Here is a 19,285-nt window from a genome sequence, read left to right as displayed (position 1 = left end):
GCATGTCTTGAAGTTTGTAAGTAAGAATAATAATTGGTAGAATATTGAAGTGAGCGGATAGCTATTACCGATGTTGATTTCAAAAATAGGATGATGAAACGATGAAAAGAGCAAGACTGATTTACAATCCTACCTCAGGACGTGAAATTCTAAAGCGGAATCTTCCAGAGATTCTTCAAAAGCTAGAAATGGCTGGATATGAAGCATCATGTCACGCGACTACAGGTGCAGGGGATGCGACGGAAGCAGCACGGATAGCTGTTGAGCGAAAGTATGATATTGTTATTGCAGCTGGCGGTGACGGAACTATTCATGAAGTGGTTAACGGTCTCGCTGAGCAGGAATATCGTCCAAAATTAGGGATTATTCCTGCAGGAACGACGAATGATTTTGCCCGTGCTCTGCAAATTCCAAGAGAAATTGGAGCGGCAGTAGATATCATTACTAAAGGGGAAATGATTCCAGTCGATATTGGGCGCATCAATGATCGGTATTTTATTAATATTGCTGGCGGCGGTAGAATCACCGAGATTACATACGAAGTACCAAGTAAATTAAAAACAATGCTCGGTCAATTGGCTTATTATTTAAAAGGGATGGAAATGCTTCCTTCCATTAAACCGTCGAAGGTGTCGATTGAGTATGATGGGAAGTTATTTGAAGGCGAAGCGATGCTGTTTCTTGTCGGGCTGACCAATTCCATTGGCGGCTTTGAAAAACTAGCACCCGATGCCTCCATTAACGATGGATTATTTTCGCTTCTGATCTTGAAGAAGACAAATCTTGCTGAATTTATTCGGATAGCGACCTTAGCTCTTCGAGGGGAGCATATTCATGATCCAAATGTCATTTATACACAGGCAAACCGGATTAAAGTTCATGCGACGGAAAAAGTTCAGTTAAACTTGGATGGGGAATTTGGCGGATTGTTACCGGCTGAGTTTGAAAACCTCTATCGCCACCTAGAGGTGTTTGTGCCACTTGAAGATATTCGCCCGAATGACCGCCCAACAGATTGGGAAGCAGGGAAAAGATATAGTTAAGAAAGTTCGTTCCATTGGGACGGGCTTTTTCTTTTAAAAGGACGCTATAATATTGCAATCAACAAACAGTTATAACAAAGCTTTTTAAAAAGGAAAAAGTGTAAGAGCCCTAGAATATTTTGTATCATGGGCAAAAAATTTGTTGAAGGGCGGCGCAAAGTGAAGAAGTTAATAACATTGGGTTTTTAAGGAGAGTGAACTAATTGAATATTTTATTTGAAGAAATATTTGATGTTAACCTAGTAGGGAAAGCGAATACAAATAAACCGAATTTAGCACGTTTAAAGTCTCATCCAACAATTAATAAAGAAGTGGCTGTAATAGGTATTGATTTTCAAAATGATTTCTTGGAAGAAGGGAATTTAGGTGTTGCAAACTCTTATCAAGACGTAAGAAACTTTGCCAAGTTTGTTTATGAATATATTGATGTGATTGATGACATATTTATGAGCTTAGATATTCATCAGCCGAAGCAAATATTTCATCCTGCTTGGTGGGTGAATGATAAAGGACAGAACCCAGAGCCCTTTACTGTTATTACCTATCAAGATGTGTTGGAAGGTAATTGGAGCCCCCTTTACCAAGAAAAAGAAAGTATAGAGTATCTACGTGAACTTGAGGCAACTGGAAAGAAATCCTTAATCATTTGGAGTTACCATTGTCTCCAAGGTACATTTGGTGCTGCAATTGAAACGCAATTATCTAATTTGTTATTTGCTTTTTCTTTGTACAAAGAGAGGGATGTACACTACGTGACAAAAGGGTTAAATCCTATATCCGAAATGTATGGAATAGTGAAACCCGAATATTCAAAAACAGATTTAACAGACAAAAATTTGCTAAGTCAATTGCAGAATTATAAAAGGATAGTTATTGGTGGGGAGGCAAAGTCTCACTGTGTTCTAGAGACGGTTAAACAGATTGTAGAAGAGTTTGAGAAGGTCAATCACAATGATTATATAATTTATGTTTTAGAAGATTGTACATCGTCCATAGCAGGTTTTGAAGAAGTTACAGAAGATGAATACAAAAAATTAGCTGTAAGATACCCAATCAAACTAACAACTACAAAAGAACTTAAGTTTTATTAGAGAAAGACATCCTCTTGTACATTCTTCTAAAAACAAAATGACCCACCTTTGTCCGCATTGTTAAGAGGCGTGGTGGGTTCTGTTAATTTTAACTATGTCGGTTAGATTGTTTTGTCAGCGGGCAGGAGAGAAGCAATGGTAAGTATATGCTCGTAATTCCAGAATCACTTTATTCATCCGATCTCCTGTAAGGAATCCTGTTCATTCCTATAAAGATCGTCCCAAAGCTCATAGATTTTCCTGCGTCCTTTTGCAATTTCAGGATTAAATTGGATGGCAGCGTTTTGACGGACAGTATGAACGTTCTTCATTGCCTGTTCAAGCTTTTCGTTGATAACTGTGCTACCTTTTCCAGCGTGTTTTGCAATAGAAATGCCAGCTGTTGTTCCTTGGGCCATGGCAATTTTCCCACTTTCAATTCCTGTGATATTTCCAGCAACAAATAATCCTTCGAGTGGAGTTTCCATTTTTTCAGAATGATGCGGAACATGTCCACCTAGTTCCGGAATGTATTCGAATGGGCAACCCGCAACCGCTGTAAGCTCTGCTAATGGGTACAAGCCGCCTGCGATACATACGAAATCGGCTTCATATACTTTTTCTGTACCTTTGATTACATTTCCATTCTCATCAATATCTGCAGTGAGGACGCCTTCTACGTGCTCCTTGCCAAGAATTTCAAGAGCTGCTTTTCTAAGTTGCAATGGTGTGCCATTTACCTTAACACCGCTCTTAGGGAAAAACTTCATTGCTAATTTGCGGAATCCTTCATTCTTCATAAAGCCGCTGCCAAAACGCAACATTGCTGACGGAGCAAGATGGGCTGCATTTAGAAGCGACTTCATGACTTCCTCTGGTTCTCCGGCATTTTTGCTTAGCGGGCTCTTTTCAGGTAAAACAATGCGTTCCACATTAATTCCAGCTAATTGCAGCTCGTTTAAAATCGCAAATGCTAGAATGTTTGCACCAATGATGATGCCTTTTTTTCCGACCTCGACACGATGTACATTGGTCATGACCTGTGCAGCGCCAATGGACATAACGCCTGGCAGAGTCCAACCTGGCACAGGAATTGGAAACTCAGCTGCACCAGTTGCCACTAGCACATAAGGAGCTGTTAGTGTTCCTATATTGGTATGAACATTCCATGAAACCTCATCTTTTTCTAGGTTGTATACAGAAACGCCGCAGCGGATATCTACTGATAGTTTTTGAGCTTCATTGTGCAGACGCTCTGATTCTTTTATTCCATTCCACCATTCACCAGACGGTTCCTGGTGTAATTGGCCGAGTAATCTGCCACCTGGTCTAACAAATTCATCAATGACGGTTACTTTTAAGCCATTTTCAGCACAGGATATGGCACCAGCTAAACCAGCTGGTCCAGCTCCAATTACGATTACATCTATCATTGCTTCTCCACCATCCTTTTAACAATATTAGGATGCTGTTTCCCACTGTTAATAACCATATTTTCCTTCACAACAGTTAAACAAGCTCTTACATTGGCCTGACCGTTTACATTTACACGGCATTCCATGCAATGACCGATATTGCAGTAGAACCCTCTTGGTGTTCCGCCTTCCTCATGAACACGCAGTGTTCTCACACCGTTTGCCAGAATGGCTGCTGCGATTGTTTCATTTTCATGTGCTTCATATTCTTTTCCATCAAATGAGAAAGGAATCTTTTTTCTATCGTCTAATTTTCCTAAAATAGGATGATCTATAATTCTAGTCATTATTTTCACCTACTGTTCCAAAAGTTACAGGGCGAATTGGAGGCTGATATTTAAGTGGGATTTCGGCTTCTTTTTTATCCGGTACGACACTATCAATGATCCGATCGACCGTTACTCGGCAAGTACGTCCTCCGCAGAAACCCATTCCTGCTCTTGTTCTAAGCTTTAGTTCCCTGGCTGTGCATTGATATTCATCCGCTGTTACGAAGAGCTTCCCATAGGTAACTTCTTCACAACGACAGATCACAAGTGCTTCTTTGTTAGTCATTTGGAAAATCCCCCTCTTTAATTATATGTAAAAATATAATGCAAGAATCGTACCAACTTTGAAGCTCTTATTTAAAATTAGCCTAAGCCGAGGCGTTTTAGACGATTGTAGAGGGTCGCTCGGGTGATTCTCAGTTTTTTCGCGCATTCTAATTTGTTGCCATGGGTTAATGTCAATGCTTTTTCAAGCACCTGCTTCTCATACTGGTCCATTTCCTCCTGAAGCGGCAAAATCTCTGTGTCCACTTCCATATAGTTTTCCTGAGTGTCCTTATCAGCCCCAGCCGAGTGGATCAATCCCGAATGAAATGGTAAATATTCTTTTCGAATGACGCCATCTGTAGCAAAAACAACAAGACGTTCTACGACATTACGCAGCTCCCGGACATTGCCTGGCCAATCATATTGAAACAATTCCTTCATCACTTCCTGTGGAAACTGATGGATAGGGCGCTGATAGCGCAGTGAAAAATCTTTTAAAAAATAATGAATCAGTTCAACGATATCCTCGTTGCGTTCTCTTAATGGAGGAAGCTTTAAGCTGACAACATTGAGCCGATAATATAAATCCTCGCGAAATTGACCTTCTTTTATTGATTCCTTTAAATCCCTATTGGTTGCGGCAATGACCCGGAAATCAGCTTCCAGTTCCTTTTCGCCGCCAACTTTGTAATACTTTCTTTCCTGAAGCACTCGAAGCATTTTGACCTGCATGTCTAAAGGCATTTCGCCAACTTCATCAAGAAATAGAGTGCCGCCTTTTGCGAGTTCAATTTTTCCTTTTTTTCCTCTATGATCAGCACCGGAAAAGGCACCGCGTTCATAGCCGAATAATTCGCTTTCAAATAACGTTTCAGGAATAGCTCCGCAGTTGATAGAAATAAATGGTGCGTCAGCCCCTTCGGTTGTCTCATGAATAGCTTTAGCAAAGACCTCCTTACCGACCCCGCTTTCTCCTAAGATCAATACAGTTGACCGAACTGTGCACACCTTTTTCGCCAGTTGCACCGTTTTCTCCATCACAGTACTTTTCCCTTTAATGCTATTAAAGGGATCTGAAGGCTTGTATTTCGCCATCTCCTGTTCTAATCGGCGAACTTCTGTTGACATATTAAACAATTTTTCATTTAGAACAACTTGGCTTGTCACATCGGTTTCGGAAACAACTGCCCCAATAATACTTTCATTAAAGTAAACAGGGTTTGCATTTATAAGAACAAATAGATTAGATCTTGCCTGGTGGTACTTTCCCCGAATTCTTTTCCCCTTGTGTAAGGATTCCAAGATTTCTAGATTTTTATGTTCAAAGAATTCTATGATTGGTTTGCCCATAATCTCATCTTTTTTAACAGAGAAAATTTTTTCTGCTCCTTGTGTCCATGTGCGGACACGTTCACCAGCATCAACCACTGTGACAGAAGCATCCATCGTGTCAATCACCGTTTCATAGAAAGCCTTTAATTGATTGTAGGAATCATGCAAAAAACCAATGATTTGTTCACTTTTGATACAGCCAAGCGTTTGACCGTATGAGTCCTTGACGGCAACAGCCGGATATTGCTTGAATGCCTCAACTAATACAGCGAAGGGATCATTTAAATAAACCGCCGCTAAGGCGTCTTCATTATCTGCTTGGTTTAGATGGATAAAATGATTTTCAATTATTTCTTTGACTGACGGTAATTCAAACATAGCAGTCTCCTTGAAGTGTAAAAATATTTTTACACTGTTTAATATTTTATACACTAGTTTATCAATAAATTTGACATTTGCAAACGGATACAAAGTAAATATTCCGAATAATTGTAAAAACAGCTTGGGTTTTGTTGTTTTTAAACATTTACAAAAGTTGGCACGCAATTTGCATTAATAAAATCATGTATAGAGACGAAGGGAGGTTGGTATTGTGAGACATCATTGTGATGTTCTGGTTATAGGCGGGGGAATCATTGGCTGTGCAATTGCCTATTATACTTCTAAATCTGGACGAGATGTAACCGTTATAGAAAAAGGAGAATTTGTCAGTGGGACTTCATCCCGCTGTGATGGAAATATTTTAGCAATTGATAAAGATCCTGGGTTTGACAGTCAAATGTCACTTGTCAGCCAGAAATTAGTAGATGAATTAAGCAGAGAATTGAAACAACCTTTTGATTACCGCGCGCCTGGAAGCATCCTTGTCTGTGAAACAGAAGAAGAAATGGAAGCCGCGCAAAAATGGGTTGACCGTCAGAAAGAGGCCGGTTTGCCGTTCAGGATGTTGGATCGTCAGGACATCCGCCAAGATTCAAAGTATTTTGCTGATGATTTATTAGGCGGTTTAGAGTGTGCAACAGATTCAACAGTTAACCCATATCTTCTTGCCTTTAACCTTCTAGATGGTGCAAAGAAAATGGGTGCTAAAGCCCATAAACAAACTGAGGTTACTGGAATGAGAAGGGAGCCGGACGGTACATTTACTGTCGAAACATCTAATGGAGTTTTTACCGCTAACCATGTTATTAATGCTGCAGGTGTATGGGCTCCATATATTGGCGAGATGCTGGATCTGTCCATTCCAATTAAACCAAGAAAAGGCCACATCATTGTCGCATCACGCCAGGAATTTGTCGGGCCAAGAAAAGTGATGGAATTTGGCTATTTAATATCAAAATTTGGCGGTAAGCGCCAGGTGGATCCGATTACTGAAAAATATGGCGTGGCCCTTGTTTTCGAACCAACAGAAAGTCAAAACTTCTTGATTGGAAGCAGCCGTGAATTTGTTGGATTTAATACAAAAGTCAACAATGAAATTATTAAATGCATTGCCAATCGTGCCATACGATTTTATCCGAAAATGGCTGACATGATGGTTATACGGTCCTATGCAGGTTTACGCCCCTGGACGGAGGATCATTTACCGATTGTGTCAGAAGTTGAAGGGGTTCCAAATTATTACATTGCAGCCGGTCATGAAGGAGACGGAATTAGTCTTGCTGCTGTAACTGGTAAAGTCATAGAGGAAATGCTGAATAAAAAGGAGACTTGCATCCCAATTGAACCGCTAAAATTTTCCCGATTTAAGGAAAGGGTGCTGAGCTGATGAAAGCAAAACGAGTTTTTACAACGATTGATACACACACGGGTGGAAATCCGACAAGGACATTGATTAGTGGACTCCCAGAGCTAAAAGGAGCAACAATGTCCGAAAAAATGTTACATATGCAAAAGGAATATGACTGGATTCGTAAGGTGCTGATGAATGAACCAAGAGGACATGATGTGATGTCAGGTGCGTTGTTGACAGATCCATGCCATCCGGAAGCAGATATCGGTGTGATCTATATCGAAACCGGCGGATATTTGCCCATGTGCGGTCATGACACGATCGGTGTCTGTACAGCATTAGTTGAAGCGGGACTAATCCCTGTTCAAGAACCAGTGACTTCAATCAAACTTGATACACCAGCAGGCCTTGTGGAGGCTGAGATTAAGGTAGAGAACGGAAAGGCAAAAGAAGTTTCCTTCTGTAATGTCCCTGCCTTCCTGTTAAAGAATGTGTCAGTTAAGGTCGAGGGAATTGGAATCGTTGAAGCAGACATTGCCTATGGCGGTAATTTCTATGGAATTATTGATGCCGCATCTGTTGGATTAGAGCTGATTCCGGAGAATGCATCAAAAATTATTGAAAAAGCCATCAAAATTAGGAATACGATTAACGAAACAACGGATATCGTTCATCCGGAGTATCCATTTATACGCGGCTTGACTCATATTGAGTTTTTTACTGAGCCAACTCATGAGGAAGCAGATGTGAAAAATGCAGTGATCGTTCCTCCAGGCGGGATTGATCGTTCACCATGCGGTACAGGTACATCGGCCAAATTATCTGTCCTCTATTCCAAAAAGGAGATAGGTATGGACGAAGAATTTGTGCATGAGAGTATTGTAGGCTCTTTATTCCGTGGACGAGTCCTTGAAACAACACACGTTCAGGGTGTGGAGGCTGTTATTACAAGAATCGTTGGTTCAGCATGGCTAATGGGTATGCACCGGTTCTTTTATAACGAGGAGGATCCGCTTAAAGAAGGCTTTTTACTTATTCCCCCAATGGAACATGAAATGGAGGATGTGAAATGAAAATTCAAAAGACTTATACAGCAACCGATGTACACGTAGCGGGCGAGGCTTATCGTATGATTAAGGATGCGCCATTTGTTCATTATCAAAGTTTAAAAGAGCTGAATGAGCAATTTCCGCTTGTCTATGAGGAGGAAATTAAACTTCTATTAAATGAGCCCCGCGGATTTGCCGGACTGAATGGCTGTTTGGTCGTTCCGCCTTTTAAAAGCGGCGCCGATGTAGCTGTTGTCTTTTTCGATCATAACGGAACCGTTCCAATGCAATATGGTGGAATTGTTGCTGTCATAACCGCATTGCTGGAGTGCGGCCAATTAAAGGCAAAGCCTTCAAATGAATACAGTATTGAAACAGTCTGTGGTGTTGTTACTGTTACTGCTGTTTTGGAAGACGATGAAGTGAAATTAGTTGAGTTAAAAAGCGAGCCATACCAGGTTGTACAGACCCATGTGGCAGTGTCTTATTTAGATTTACAGACAGACGTTGCTCTTGTTCAAGCCGATCAGCTTTATGCGATTTTTGATAAAGTAGAGCTGCCTTTTGAGATTGAAATGGAGAACCTTACTGACATTAATCAATGGGGACAAAAAGCGATTAAAGCCTTAGAAGGCCAACATGCTGTCAGCCGAGTGATCCTGCTGGATCATTCGCAAAAAAGTGAAGGCAAAATCAAAACGGTAACATTCCGTCCGGATCGTTATATTGTGCGTTCTCCAGGATTTGGAACTGTAGCTGCCTGCAGTACCTATTTATTAGGAAATGGCGATATATCTGCAGATAACCCAATTGAAAATGAAAGCATTTTTAATGGGAAATTGACAGCAGAACTTTCAGAACAAATTGAAACCGGTTACAAGTTTAGGTTTTCAGCCCGTGGATTTATTACGGGTATGCAGACATATGTATTAGACCCGACAGATCCATTATCAGCAGGGTTTTTACTAAAATAAAAAACTATTAACTAATCAGGAGGAAATTAAAATGACTACAATTAGAGGAGCTTATCCAGTATTAATTACACCAATGACACAGGAGCAAGAAATCGATTGGGGCGGAGTAAAGAATAATGTTAATTACTTCGTGAATCAAGGTGTGGCAGGTATCGTCATCAATGGGAGTACTGGTGAATTTGTCAGTCTATCAAAAGAAGAAAAATACCAAATGGTAGAAACTGTTATGAAGGAAGTCAACGGCCGCATCTCTGTTATTGTGGGTACTGCTGCTGAAACAACAAAAGAAACAATCGAGAATACAAAGCAGGCTGAAGCACATGGAGCTGATGGTGCTCTAATCATTAACCCTTATTACATGAAGCCAAAGGAAAATGAAATCTACCATCATTTCAAAGAAGTATCTAGTGCTGTTAATCTACCAATCATGCTTTATAACAACCCATTTACTTCTGGCGTTAATATGAGCACAGATTTAATGCTTCAGATCGGTAGAGATTGTGAGAATGTGACCCACATTAAGGAATCAAGCGGTGAAATTGGCAAGGTAAGAGATCTTGCAAGAAAAGGCAAGGGAGACTTTGAAGTATTCTGTGGCGCTGAAGAGCTTGTAATGGAGTCTTACTTAGTTGGAGCAACTGGATGGATTTCTGTTGCAGGAAATATCGTGCCAAAGCTGGTTACAGACATGTATAACCATTTCCAAAACGATGAGTTAAAAGAAGCATGGGCAATCAATGATCGAATTTTACCGCTTTGTGCGTTCCTTGAAGGATCTGGAAAGTATGTGCAGATTGTGAAGAGAGCCATGGAATTAGCTGGTCAGGCTGGAGGACCTGCGCGTTACCCTCGTTTAGGTCTATCGCCTGAGGAAGATCAAAAGCTAAAAAGCCTACTTGCAAGTTTAGAAACAGTAAATAACTAAAATAGTGAAGGAGAGAGAACATACATGCAAACGACAAACTACAAATTAAAACCAAAAGTGCAGGAATTTTTAGAAGGTGTAAAAGGACTATATATAAATGGTGAATATGTTCCAGCGATTGGAGGTAAAACGTTTTCCGTCGTTAATCCTGCAAATGAAGAGGTCATTGCGGAAGTATGTGAGGCGCAAGAGGAAGATATTAATGTTGCGGTAGCTGCTGCAAGAAAGGCATTTGATGAAGGGGAATGGACAAAAATGGATGCGGCTGAGCGCTCCCATCTAATCTATAAATTTTCCGATCTATTAGAAGAGAACCGAGAAGAGCTTGCACAGCTAGAATCATTGGATAACGGAAAGCCATATACAGTCGCTCTGTCAGATGACGTCGACGGAACGATCCAGCATTTTAGATATTATGCCGGCTGGGCAACGAAACTATTAGGTAAGACAACTCCTATTTCAAAGGATTATGTAACCTATACTGTACATGAGCCGGTTGGGGTTGTTGGCCAAATTATTCCATGGAACTTTCCACTTGCCATGGCTGCTTGGAAGCTCGGATCCGCACTTGCTGTTGGCTGTACGGTTGTTATTAAGCCAGCAACTGAAACACCGCTATCTCTTCTATACGTAGGAAAGTTATTTAAAGAAGCTGGTTTTCCAGATGGTGTTGTGAATATTGTGCCAGGAGCAGGTAGAATTGTGGGAGAAGCAATCATCACTCATAAAGATGTTGATAAAGTAGCATTTACTGGTTCAACAGCTGTCGGAAAAGAAGTCATGAAAAAGGCTGCAGATCAAATTAAAGGCGTTACGCTAGAGCTTGGCGGAAAATCACCAGCCATTATTTTAGAAGATGCCAATCTTGAAGAAGCAATTGAAGGGGCCTTTAACGGAACGATGTACAATCATGGGCAAAACTGTAGTGCTTGTACACGTGTATTTGTACAGCGAAGCATTTATGATCGTGTCGTAGAAGCTTTATCAGAGCGGGCAGAATCCCTGAAGGTTGGACCAGGTATGGATCCTGAAACAGAAATGGGGCCGCTCGTTTCAGCTAAACAGCAAAAGACCGTTCTTAATTATATTGAACAAGGGAAAAAAGAAGGGGCGCGCCTTGTGGCTGGCGGTGAAAAAGTATTTGAAAAAGGATATTTTGTACAGCCAACCATTTTCGCTGATGTGGAAGATCATATGGTTATTGCTCGTGAAGAAATCTTTGGTCCAGTCATGTCAATTTTCGTTTTCGACACGATTGAAGAGGTAATTAAACGGGCAAACGATAGTGACTATGGCTTAGCTGCAAGTGTCTGGACAGAAAGTATGAAAAAGGGCCATTATATTGCAAACAAGCTGCAATCAGGAACAGTCTGGATTAATGATTTTGGTCTTGAATGGGAAACTATGCCTTTCGGTGGCTACAAACAATCAGGAATCGGCCGCGAAATGGGTGGAGAGTATGGCTTACAAAACTATACAGAAGTGAAAAGTGTATTTGTTAGCATCAAACAGGATGGATCAATTTAAGAAACAATGGGACAAGTGTATAAATGAATGGGAGCGGGACAGCAAGTCTGTCCCATGTCCCTTTCCACAACTTTTTCTGTCTGAAAATTATTAATGTTATAAAAACTAAAAAGTAATACAACTATTTTTTTGAATCGCTTACATAGGAGGGGTAAGATGGAAGAATTGGTGAATAAAGCGTCGGGTATGGTTTGGAGTCTGGGGTTGGTAGCATTTGCACTTGGTGCTGGATTATTCTTTTCTATTATTACGCGTTTTGTGCAAATTAGATATTTTAAGGAAATGATTAAGCTTCTTTTTGATAAGGGTGAACCGGAATCTGGTGTGTCCTCTTTCCAGGCGTTTTGTATGGCTTTAGCTGGTCGGGTCGGTATTGGAAATATCGCTGGAGTTGCTACTGCGATTGCATTTGGCGGTCCGGGAGCAGTTTTCTGGATGTGGATCATGGCTTTATTGGGAGGAGCAAGTGCTTTTGTTGAATCTACTCTTGCTCAGGTCTATAAAGTAAAAGATGGTAACCAATACCGAGGCGGAACTCCTTATTTTATTGAAAAAGGTTTAAAAATGAAGTGGTTCGGGGTGTTGGTTGCGATTGTTGTTACACTGTGTTACGGAATATTAGTTCCAGGTATTCAGGCTAACACGATTGCTGTTGGATTTGAGAACACAATCGGTCTCAATAAAAGCATCACTGGTATCATTCTTGTGGCATTACTTGGCATCATTATTTTTGGCGGTGTTAAGCGAATCGCGTCTGTTGCAGATAAAGTTGTACCTTTCATGGCTTTAGGATATGTGATTGTCACGTTCGTTCTTTTAATTGCTAATGCATCAGAAATTCCAGCAATGTTTGGATTAATCATTTCAAGTGCATTTGGAGCAAATGAAATGTTTGGCGGTATGTTCGGTGCAGCGATTGCCTGGGGTGTTAAGAGAGCTGTATTTTCCAACGTTGCTGGTGTAGGGGAAGGAACTTATAGTTCAGCCGCCGCTGCTGTATCTCATCCGGCAAAACAAGGCCTTGTTCAAGCATTCTCTGTTTATATTGATACGATCGTTGTTTGTACAGCTACAGCACTTATGATTTTAATCACCGGCATGTACAACATTACTCCAGAAGGACAGTCTTCGATTGTTGACAACATCCCAGGTGTGGAGGCTGGTCCGATGTGGACACAAGCTGCTGTAGAAAGCGTTATCCCTGGATTTGGTGGATTGTTTGTTGCGATTGCGATCTTCTTCTTTGCCTTTACAACGCTAATGGCTTACTACTATATTTCTGAAACAACCCTCTTTTACCTTGGAAGAAATAGAAATTTAAAAGGGTTTAAAGCAGGCTTAATGATTCTTTTCTTAGGAATGATATATATTGGAAGTGTTGAAAACGCATCCCTATTATGGGGACTTGGTGACTTTGGCTTCGGAAGCATGGCTTGGCTAAACCTAGTGGCTATTTTAATGCTAACGAAAACGGCCTTAAAAGTATTTAAAGATTATGAACAACAAAGGAAAGCGGGAATTGAACCAGTCTTCGATCCTGTTAAACTCGGCATTAAAGGTGCTGATTTTTGGGAGGAGAAATTAAAAGAAAGTAATTCAAAAGGTAAGAGGAATATAGAGGAAAGGAAAGTAGGGGCAGGAAATACCTTCCACCTATAAATCGAAAATTCCCTTATATCGGTTGGGACTAGTAAATTAAAAATTTACTGGTCCTTTTCTCGTATGGGATTGTGAATCTAATCCAAAAAAATCAGGCAGGTCACGAATGGGCACTTGGACATTTTGAACAATCGCTAGGAGCCCAAGTTAAATAGACTTCCAGGTGCATTATTGGTTATAATGATGAAAAAGCTGAAATAGTACTTCGGAGGTCAGATGATGAAACACTTTTACCAAGATGATAGTTTAACTCTGCATACGGATCTATATCAGATCAACATGGTGGAAACGTATTGGAGAGATGGAATACATAATAAACGAGCGGTCTTCGAACTATTTTTCCGTAAGCTTCCGTTCGGGAACGGTTATGCTGTATTTGCTGGATTGGAGAAAGTGATTCAGTTTATTAAAGGCTTCCGCTTTAGCGAGGAAGATCTTGAATATTTGAAAAATGAAGTGGGTTATCAGGAGGATTTCATTCAATATCTTAAAGATATCCGATTTACAGGAACTATATGTGCCATGGAAGAAGGCGAGCTTGTTTTCGGCAATGAGCCGATCATCAGGGTGGAAGCCCCCCTTGCAGAAGCTCAATTGATTGAAACAGCTTTGCTTAATATTGTGAATTACCAAACATTAATTGCGACCAAAGCATCGCGTATCAAGCAAGTGGTAGGCGATGAAGTAGCGATGGAATTTGGCACAAGACGGGCACAGGAAATGGATGCGGCGATTTGGGGAACCCGAGCAGCCTATCTTGCCGGTTTTGAATCAACAAGTAATGTCAGAGCGGGAAAGCTGTTCGGTATTCCTGTATCGGGAACGCATGCCCATTCGATGGTCCAAGCATATAAAGATGAATATACGGCCTTCATTAAATATGCCCAAACACATAAGGATTGTGTCTTTCTAGTAGATACATATGATACACTCCGTCTCGGTGTTCCAAATGCAATCAAAGTGGCTAAGGAGCTTGGAGATAATATTAATTTTATCGGAATCCGCCTTGACAGCGGTGACCTTGCTTACCTTTCGAAAGAAGCACGCAAATTGCTCGATGAGGCTGGATTTACTGATGCAAAGATTGTTGCCTCCAGTGATTTAGATGAGTATACGATTATGAGTTTGAAATCACAGGGTGCCAAAATTGACAGCTGGGGGGTAGGGACCAAACTGATTACAGCTTACGATCAAGCTGCGCTTGGGGCGGTTTATAAAATTGTATCCATTGAGGACAATAACGGAAAAATGGAAGATACGATTAAAATCTCATCCAATCCGGAAAAGGTGACAACACCAGGATTAAAGAGGATTTATCGAATTATCAATAATACGAACAACCACGCCGAAGGGGATTATATTGCACTAGCCGATGAAAGGCTCCCTGAAAAACGGCTGCGAATGTTCCATCCAACCCATACGTTCATGAACAAAGTGGTGACCAACTTTACTGCAAAAGAATTACATGTGAGAATTTTTTCTGAGGGGGAACTTGTTTATGAAGTACCTTGCTTGGAAGAATCCCGTGATTATTTAAAGCAAAACCTCGTTGCCCTTTGGGATGAGTATAAGCGGATTACCAATCCGGCAGAGTATCCGGTTGACTTAAGTCAAAAATGCTGGGATAACAAAATGAGGAATATTGAAGAGGTCAAAGATAAAGTTGCGGCCATGAAAGGCGATCAAGAAGAGAGCTTTTAATTAAAAAGGGCAGACTCCTAAGGGGGAGTAATTAATCCCCGCCGGAGGCTGCCCTTCGGTTATTTATGCTTAAAGAAATCTGTAAAGGCATGGAAGATTTCAATTCCCTGGTAGGTAAGCATGCTTGCGGCTGATATGGAAAAAAAGCCAATAATAACAAAGCGTATCCACATTATAATTTCCTCCCTTATCATTGATTGTTATCAGAATGATTCGGGAGCGTCGATCACATAGTTGGATTGATGAAATTTCGGTATCAGAAAAATAAAGCTTCTGATAAAAATGATGGATAGATAAACAAGGGGAGCGGCAACCGCAGCTAGGATGACCGGCAGGACAAAAAGAATGGGTATGTCCATGGGCAGCTTCTTGTCATCGTCCCATTGCCCTTTCACCTTGGCATCATCTAGGTTGATGATGGCCTTGAAATTGGTATGAGAGTGGGAAAGTGAATATGAAAAGTGAAGAAAGGTGAAAGCAAGGAAGGCAAGGAGCAACGGAATGGTGAGGTTATTTTTCATCTTCATCAATATCCACTCCTTCCAATAATGAGATTGTTTTAATCATATACACTTTTATTATATTTGAAAATAAAAACATTCTGACAAATTTCTTGGTTTTTTTGAAAAAAAGGCGCTTGCCACGGCCAAGTTTCGCAATCAACCATGCTTTGTGTTACAATCTTAGCAGTCAAAATGTGAAAAGGAAGAAACGAATGAGCAGAATCTTACCGGTTAATAAAAATGATTTTATAGATGTAGTGTTTGAAGATCTAACCCATGATGGGGCGGGTGTGGCCAAGGTTGATGGGTACCCGTTATTTGTTCCCAACGGACTGCCGGGCGAAAAGGCAAAAGTGAAGGTTATTAAGACGGGCAAAGGGTATGGCTTTGGTCGGTTGGTGGAGTTTTATGAAAAAAGCCCTGATCGAGTCGAGATTGACAGCCGAGATTTCCATAAATATGGAGGCTGTCAGCTCGAGCACCTTAGTTATGAAGGTCAGCTAAGGTATAAGGTAAACCAAGTTCGTCAGGTACTTACACGGATTGGTAAATTAGAGGATGTCGTTGTACATCCCATATTAGGAATGGATCAGCCCTTTCATTACCGCAACAAGGCACAGGTGCCGGTGGGGGAAAAGGATGGTAAATTGATTGCGGGCTTTTTTAAACCAAGGAGCCATGAAATTGTTGATACGAACGAAAGTGTCATTCAACTGCCTGAAATAAATGAAGCAGTTCAGACGGTGAAGGAAATTTGCAGTGAGTTAGGGATTCCTGCCTATCATGAGGAATCACATAAAGGTGTACTCAGACATATTATGGCCCGTTATGGTCAGCAAACAGGCGAACTCATGGTGGTCATTATCACAAGGACGACAGACCTTCCCCAAAAAGACAAGCTAGTGGAGCAAATCGTTGCGCGGCTCCCAAAGATCAAGTCGATTATCCATAATGTGAATTCCAAACGGACGAACGTGATTATGGGGGCGACAACGAACGTTTTATGGGGCAACGAAGTCATTTATGACTATATTGGCGATGTGAAATTTGCAATTTCCGCCCTGTCCTTTTATCAGGTTAATCCTGTTCAAACAAAGGTTTTATATGATAAGGCGCTTGAATACGCGGACCTTAGCGGAGAAGAAAGCGTGATTGATGCCTACTGTGGGATCGGAACGATTTCTTTATTTTTAGCACAAAAAGCACGGAAGGTATTTGGTGTAGAGGTAGTTCCAGAGGCGATTGAGGATGCGAAGCGGAATGCCGCATTAAACGGAATGGAAAATACCGAGTTTGCTGCAGGGGAAGCCGAGGTTGTGATTCCGAAGTGGTATAAAGAAGGAAATGCCGCGGATGTCTTGGTCGTTGATCCACCGCGTAAAGGCTGCGATGAAGCTTTGCTTCAAACAATCATCGAGATGAAGCCGAAAAAAGTCGTTTATGTATCCTGTAATCCAGCTACCCTAGCGAGGGATTTGCGGATATTGGAGGACGGAGGATACAAAACGGTGGAAGTGCAGCCGGTTGATTTGTTTCCGATGACGACGCATGTGGAGTGTGTCGCACAACTCATTTTAAAGGAAGGCAACTAACCCTTTGGGCGTTGGGACATTCTAAAATAGATTGAAATTGGCAGAAACCAAGTATGGTTTCTGTTATTTTTTTGAACTTAGGATTCTATTTGCATGATATGCTTTTCTTTAAAAAAACTTTAACTTTTTGAAACTTTTTTTGAGTATACATTCCACTAATTAGTAAAGGGGGTCATAGAAGATGGAAACGGAAAGCCACCGGCTAGTAAAAAAAGCAATCAAGGGTAATAAGGGCGCCTTTGAAAAGTTAGTTCAAGAGCATTATGAAAGAATCTATCGGACTGCATATCTTTATGTACATAACGAAGAAGATGCGTTGGATGTTGTCCAGGAGGCAACCTATCAGGCCTTTACATCTATTCATTCGTTAAAAAATCCAGAGTATTTTTCGACCTGGTTTACCAGGATTGTCATTCGTTGTTCAGGCAGGGTTCTAAAGAGAAAGAACAATGTTGTTCCGCTGAGTGATGAAATATTGTCGAATCTGCCTGGCCAAGCAAATGTATACATTGAAGAATCCTTACATCTGCTAAATGCAATTAAGGAGCTGAAAGAGAATTACCGTACAGCGATAATACTTTTTTACTATTACGATTACTCAATTAAAACGATTAGCAGTGTCATGGAGATTCCTGAAAGTACCGTAAAAACATATTTAAGCAGAGGGAAAGCCGAATTAAAAAAGTCTTATAACGAGGAGGAGGGCAAGTGCCATGGATAATAAGGAAATGAAGGCAGCAATTGAACAAATACCTGTGCCAAAAGAAAAAGTGTTTGAAGCAATTGATAAGGGCCTCACAAAAGCAAGCCAGGGTAGACATTCGAAGAAAAAGAAGGTTCTGGCAGGTTCGGCCACTGCGGCTGCGCTTCTTGGGATTACGCTTGCATCAGGCTTTATCAACCCAACTATGAACAAAGTATTAGCAAATGCACCTTTAATAGGCGCCCTCTTTCAAGAATTTGACGATTCAACGGGTGTAAATCTGGCAAATCAGGATGCTGTTACTGTATTAAATCAATCCCAAACGAAGAACGGAGTAACAGTGAAACTGACCAGTTCTTATTTTGACGGCAACATTATTTCCATTACCGGATTTGTCGATGAGGGTGTTGAAAGGGGACATAACGAAAAAGGGGAAGTCAGCTTTGATGTAAACTTTGAGGGAAATAAAGGGGATCGCGATCCATGGCTGGGAATGTCGTACGATATCAGAAAGGTGAAAAACGGATACAACTTTCAATGGAAAACAGAATATCCATATGGAAAAATACGAGACCAGTTTACTCTCCCGGTCACCATACATTCTATCAACGGAATTAAGGGTGAATGGAACTTTGATATTCCATTTCAGCAGGACAAAAACACTACACTGGCGATCGAACAGGAACAGGGCTACCCCGATGATGGGGTGAAAATCAAGTTGGAAAAAATACTAACCGCAAAAGCGTCCTCGGCTCTTACTTATGAAATAGTAAAGAAATACCAGGACGATGACATCTATATTTATAAAGCCGTGGATGATAAAGGAAAGGTGTACCGGTTTGACAATGGAACAAAGCTTTCCGAATCTACAGAGAAGGATGGGTTACATAGTACTATCCGAAGAGGAATGACGATTGTGGATAAGGATATCTCTTCTCTAACATTGTATCCGACACTATCGATTGCGGACCCTAAAGTTCAACAGCTATTGGATAAAAAATCTTTTACATTAAATAGTAAACGACTTGGTTTAGGCATGCAGGTAAATGACATTACACAAAAAGAAAATAAACTCATAATCGATTATCAATTCACCGGGCTGTCAATCTCAAAGGGATTAAGCAAGCACCAGCTTGAGTTGTTTCAAAATAACCTGCAGTATGAGTTGCTGTTGGTAGATAAGGATTATATCCGGAAAATTGATCCTAAAAATCCAGTGCCGCCTGAAAATCATAGTATCCGTTTGAATAAAGTTAAAACCATTGATAAGAAGACAGCACACTTCCAATCTACCTTCTATTTAAACGGGGAAGAAAAAATAAAGAGCTTCAAGCTTGAAAATACAATCTTGCAATTCGATTTCTCAAGCTTTGTCCCAGCTAAGGAATTACAACCGTTCACTGTTGAACTCCCCGGGGAAAAAGAATAAACTTATCAATAAATGATTGGAATATAGTTCTCCTT

General features: G+C 40.8%; 17 protein-coding genes. 12 read left to right on the top strand and 5 right to left on the bottom strand.

Translation table 11 applies throughout. The annotated features are described in order from the left end of the window. Positions 1-101 precede the first annotated feature (101 nt). Both COJ96_RS00550 and COJ96_RS00545 read left to right on the top strand, forming a co-directional pair. Positions 102-1,043: a diacylglycerol kinase gene (locus tag COJ96_RS00550; RefSeq protein ID WP_098571052.1), complete on the top strand. Its 942-nt coding sequence runs from the start codon at positions 102-104 to the stop codon at positions 1,041-1,043. Between the two features lie 203 nt (positions 1,044-1,246). Next, positions 1,247-2,134 (top strand): cysteine hydrolase family protein, encoded by an 888-nt coding sequence (locus COJ96_RS00545; protein WP_098571051.1) that lies wholly within the window; start codon positions 1,247-1,249, stop codon positions 2,132-2,134. A gap of 173 nt (positions 2,135-2,307) precedes the next feature. Here the strand turns inward: COJ96_RS00545 and COJ96_RS00540 are convergent, their stop codons facing one another. The 4 genes from COJ96_RS00540 to COJ96_RS00525 form a co-directional block, all read right to left on the bottom strand. Further along, positions 2,308-3,546 (bottom strand): NAD(P)/FAD-dependent oxidoreductase, encoded by a 1,239-nt coding sequence (locus tag COJ96_RS00540; RefSeq protein ID WP_098571050.1) that lies wholly within the window; start codon positions 3,544-3,546, stop codon positions 2,308-2,310. Beyond that, positions 3,543-3,875, bottom strand: coding sequence for a (2Fe-2S)-binding protein (locus tag COJ96_RS00535; protein ID WP_098571049.1), 333 nt, complete (start codon positions 3,873-3,875; stop codon positions 3,543-3,545). The genes COJ96_RS00540 and COJ96_RS00535 overlap by 4 nt, the downstream gene beginning before the upstream one ends. Continuing rightward, a complete protein-coding gene (locus COJ96_RS00530) occupies positions 3,868-4,143 on the bottom strand; it encodes a (2Fe-2S)-binding protein (RefSeq protein ID WP_098571048.1) in 276 nt (91 codons plus the stop codon). The genes COJ96_RS00535 and COJ96_RS00530 overlap by 8 nt, the downstream gene beginning before the upstream one ends. Before the next feature lie 77 nt (positions 4,144-4,220). Continuing rightward, positions 4,221-5,834, bottom strand: coding sequence for a sigma-54 interaction domain-containing protein (locus tag COJ96_RS00525; RefSeq protein ID WP_098571047.1), 1,614 nt, complete (start codon positions 5,832-5,834; stop codon positions 4,221-4,223). 214 nt (positions 5,835-6,048) lie between these two features. Here COJ96_RS00525 and COJ96_RS00520 point away from each other — a divergent pair, with 214 nt between their 5' ends. From COJ96_RS00520 to COJ96_RS00490, 7 genes are all read left to right on the top strand, one after another. Then, entirely contained in the window at positions 6,049-7,224 is a 1,176-nt protein-coding gene (locus tag COJ96_RS00520) for an NAD(P)/FAD-dependent oxidoreductase (RefSeq protein ID WP_098571046.1), read from the top strand. Then, on the top strand, positions 7,224-8,261 hold the full coding sequence (locus tag COJ96_RS00515) for a proline racemase family protein (RefSeq protein ID WP_098571045.1): 1,038 nt from the start codon (positions 7,224-7,226) through the stop codon (positions 8,259-8,261). Before COJ96_RS00520 ends, COJ96_RS00515 begins: the two co-directional genes overlap by 1 nt. Beyond that, the gene (locus tag COJ96_RS00510; RefSeq protein WP_098571044.1) at positions 8,258-9,211 is read left to right on the top strand and encodes a proline racemase family protein; all 954 of its coding nucleotides are present in this window, start codon (positions 8,258-8,260) and stop codon (positions 9,209-9,211) included. The genes COJ96_RS00515 and COJ96_RS00510 overlap by 4 nt, the downstream gene beginning before the upstream one ends. Positions 9,212-9,242: 31 nt before the next feature. Next, positions 9,243-10,136: a 4-hydroxy-tetrahydrodipicolinate synthase gene (gene dapA / locus COJ96_RS00505; protein ID WP_098571043.1), complete on the top strand. Its 894-nt coding sequence runs from the start codon at positions 9,243-9,245 to the stop codon at positions 10,134-10,136. A gap of 24 nt (positions 10,137-10,160) precedes the next feature. After that, positions 10,161-11,663: an aldehyde dehydrogenase family protein gene (locus tag COJ96_RS00500; RefSeq protein ID WP_098571042.1), complete on the top strand. Its 1,503-nt coding sequence runs from the start codon at positions 10,161-10,163 to the stop codon at positions 11,661-11,663. A 156-nt stretch (positions 11,664-11,819) separates the two neighbouring features. Further along, positions 11,820-13,322 carry an alanine/glycine:cation symporter family protein gene (locus COJ96_RS00495; RefSeq protein WP_098571041.1) on the top strand — a complete coding sequence of 501 codons (1,503 nt, stop codon included), beginning with the start codon at positions 11,820-11,822 and terminating at the stop codon, positions 13,320-13,322. A 219-nt stretch (positions 13,323-13,541) separates the two neighbouring features. Then, positions 13,542-15,023 (top strand): nicotinate phosphoribosyltransferase, encoded by a 1,482-nt coding sequence (locus COJ96_RS00490; protein WP_098571040.1) that lies wholly within the window; start codon positions 13,542-13,544, stop codon positions 15,021-15,023. A gap of 203 nt (positions 15,024-15,226) precedes the next feature. On the opposite strand, the gene COJ96_RS00485 is transcribed toward COJ96_RS00490, so the two are convergent. Continuing rightward, a complete protein-coding gene (locus COJ96_RS00485; RefSeq protein WP_098571039.1) occupies positions 15,227-15,550 on the bottom strand; it encodes a hypothetical protein in 324 nt (107 codons plus the stop codon). A 188-nt stretch (positions 15,551-15,738) separates the two neighbouring features. Between COJ96_RS00485 and rlmD the strand changes: the two genes are divergently transcribed. The 3 genes from rlmD to COJ96_RS00470 all read left to right on the top strand — a co-directional run bounded on the left by rlmD (position 15,739) and on the right by COJ96_RS00470 (position 19,250). Then, positions 15,739-17,118 carry a 23S rRNA (uracil(1939)-C(5))-methyltransferase RlmD gene (gene rlmD / locus COJ96_RS00480; RefSeq protein ID WP_098571038.1) on the top strand — a complete coding sequence of 460 codons (1,380 nt, stop codon included), beginning with the start codon at positions 15,739-15,741 and terminating at the stop codon, positions 17,116-17,118. A gap of 181 nt (positions 17,119-17,299) precedes the next feature. Further along, positions 17,300-17,839, top strand: a complete 540-nt coding sequence (locus COJ96_RS00475; protein WP_098571037.1) for a sigma-70 family RNA polymerase sigma factor — start codon at positions 17,300-17,302, stop codon at positions 17,837-17,839. Further along, entirely contained in the window at positions 17,832-19,250 is a 1,419-nt protein-coding gene (locus COJ96_RS00470; protein WP_098571036.1) for a DUF4179 domain-containing protein, read from the top strand. Before COJ96_RS00475 ends, COJ96_RS00470 begins: the two co-directional genes overlap by 8 nt. Positions 19,251-19,285: the final 35 nt, after the last annotated feature.

The sequence above is a fragment of the Bacillus sp. AFS073361 genome (genome assembly GCF_002567005.1).
In the GTDB taxonomy this organism is placed as follows: domain Bacteria; phylum Bacillota; class Bacilli; order Bacillales; family Cytobacillaceae; genus Neobacillus.
The sequence above is the reverse complement of the archived record's forward strand: the minus strand, read 5'-3'. Positions and strand labels throughout refer to the sequence as shown.

Coding starts and splice junctions, on each gene's coding strand:
- COJ96_RS00470 (WP_098571036.1), top strand. CDS start 17,832: ATGGATAATAAGGAAATGAAGGCAGCAATTGAACAAATACCTGTGCCA.
- COJ96_RS00530 (WP_098571048.1), bottom strand. CDS start 4,143: ATGACTAACAAAGAAGCACTTGTGATCTGTCGTTGTGAAGAAGTTACC.
- COJ96_RS00495 (WP_098571041.1), top strand. CDS start 11,820: ATGGAAGAATTGGTGAATAAAGCGTCGGGTATGGTTTGGAGTCTGGGG.
- COJ96_RS00515 (WP_098571045.1), top strand. CDS start 7,224: ATGAAAGCAAAACGAGTTTTTACAACGATTGATACACACACGGGTGGA.
- COJ96_RS00490 (WP_098571040.1), top strand. CDS start 13,542: ATGAAACACTTTTACCAAGATGATAGTTTAACTCTGCATACGGATCTA.
- rlmD (WP_098571038.1), top strand. CDS start 15,739: ATGAGCAGAATCTTACCGGTTAATAAAAATGATTTTATAGATGTAGTG.
- COJ96_RS00525 (WP_098571047.1), bottom strand. CDS start 5,834: ATGTTTGAATTACCGTCAGTCAAAGAAATAATTGAAAATCATTTTATC.
- COJ96_RS00535 (WP_098571049.1), bottom strand. CDS start 3,875: ATGACTAGAATTATAGATCATCCTATTTTAGGAAAATTAGACGATAGA.
- COJ96_RS00510 (WP_098571044.1), top strand. CDS start 8,258: ATGAAAATTCAAAAGACTTATACAGCAACCGATGTACACGTAGCGGGC.
- COJ96_RS00485 (WP_098571039.1), bottom strand. CDS start 15,550: ATGAAGATGAAAAATAACCTCACCATTCCGTTGCTCCTTGCCTTCCTT.
- COJ96_RS00540 (WP_098571050.1), bottom strand. CDS start 3,546: ATGATAGATGTAATCGTAATTGGAGCTGGACCAGCTGGTTTAGCTGGT.
- COJ96_RS00550 (WP_098571052.1), top strand. CDS start 102: ATGAAAAGAGCAAGACTGATTTACAATCCTACCTCAGGACGTGAAATT.
- COJ96_RS00475 (WP_098571037.1), top strand. CDS start 17,300: ATGGAAACGGAAAGCCACCGGCTAGTAAAAAAAGCAATCAAGGGTAAT.
- COJ96_RS00500 (WP_098571042.1), top strand. CDS start 10,161: ATGCAAACGACAAACTACAAATTAAAACCAAAAGTGCAGGAATTTTTA.
- dapA (WP_098571043.1), top strand. CDS start 9,243: ATGACTACAATTAGAGGAGCTTATCCAGTATTAATTACACCAATGACA.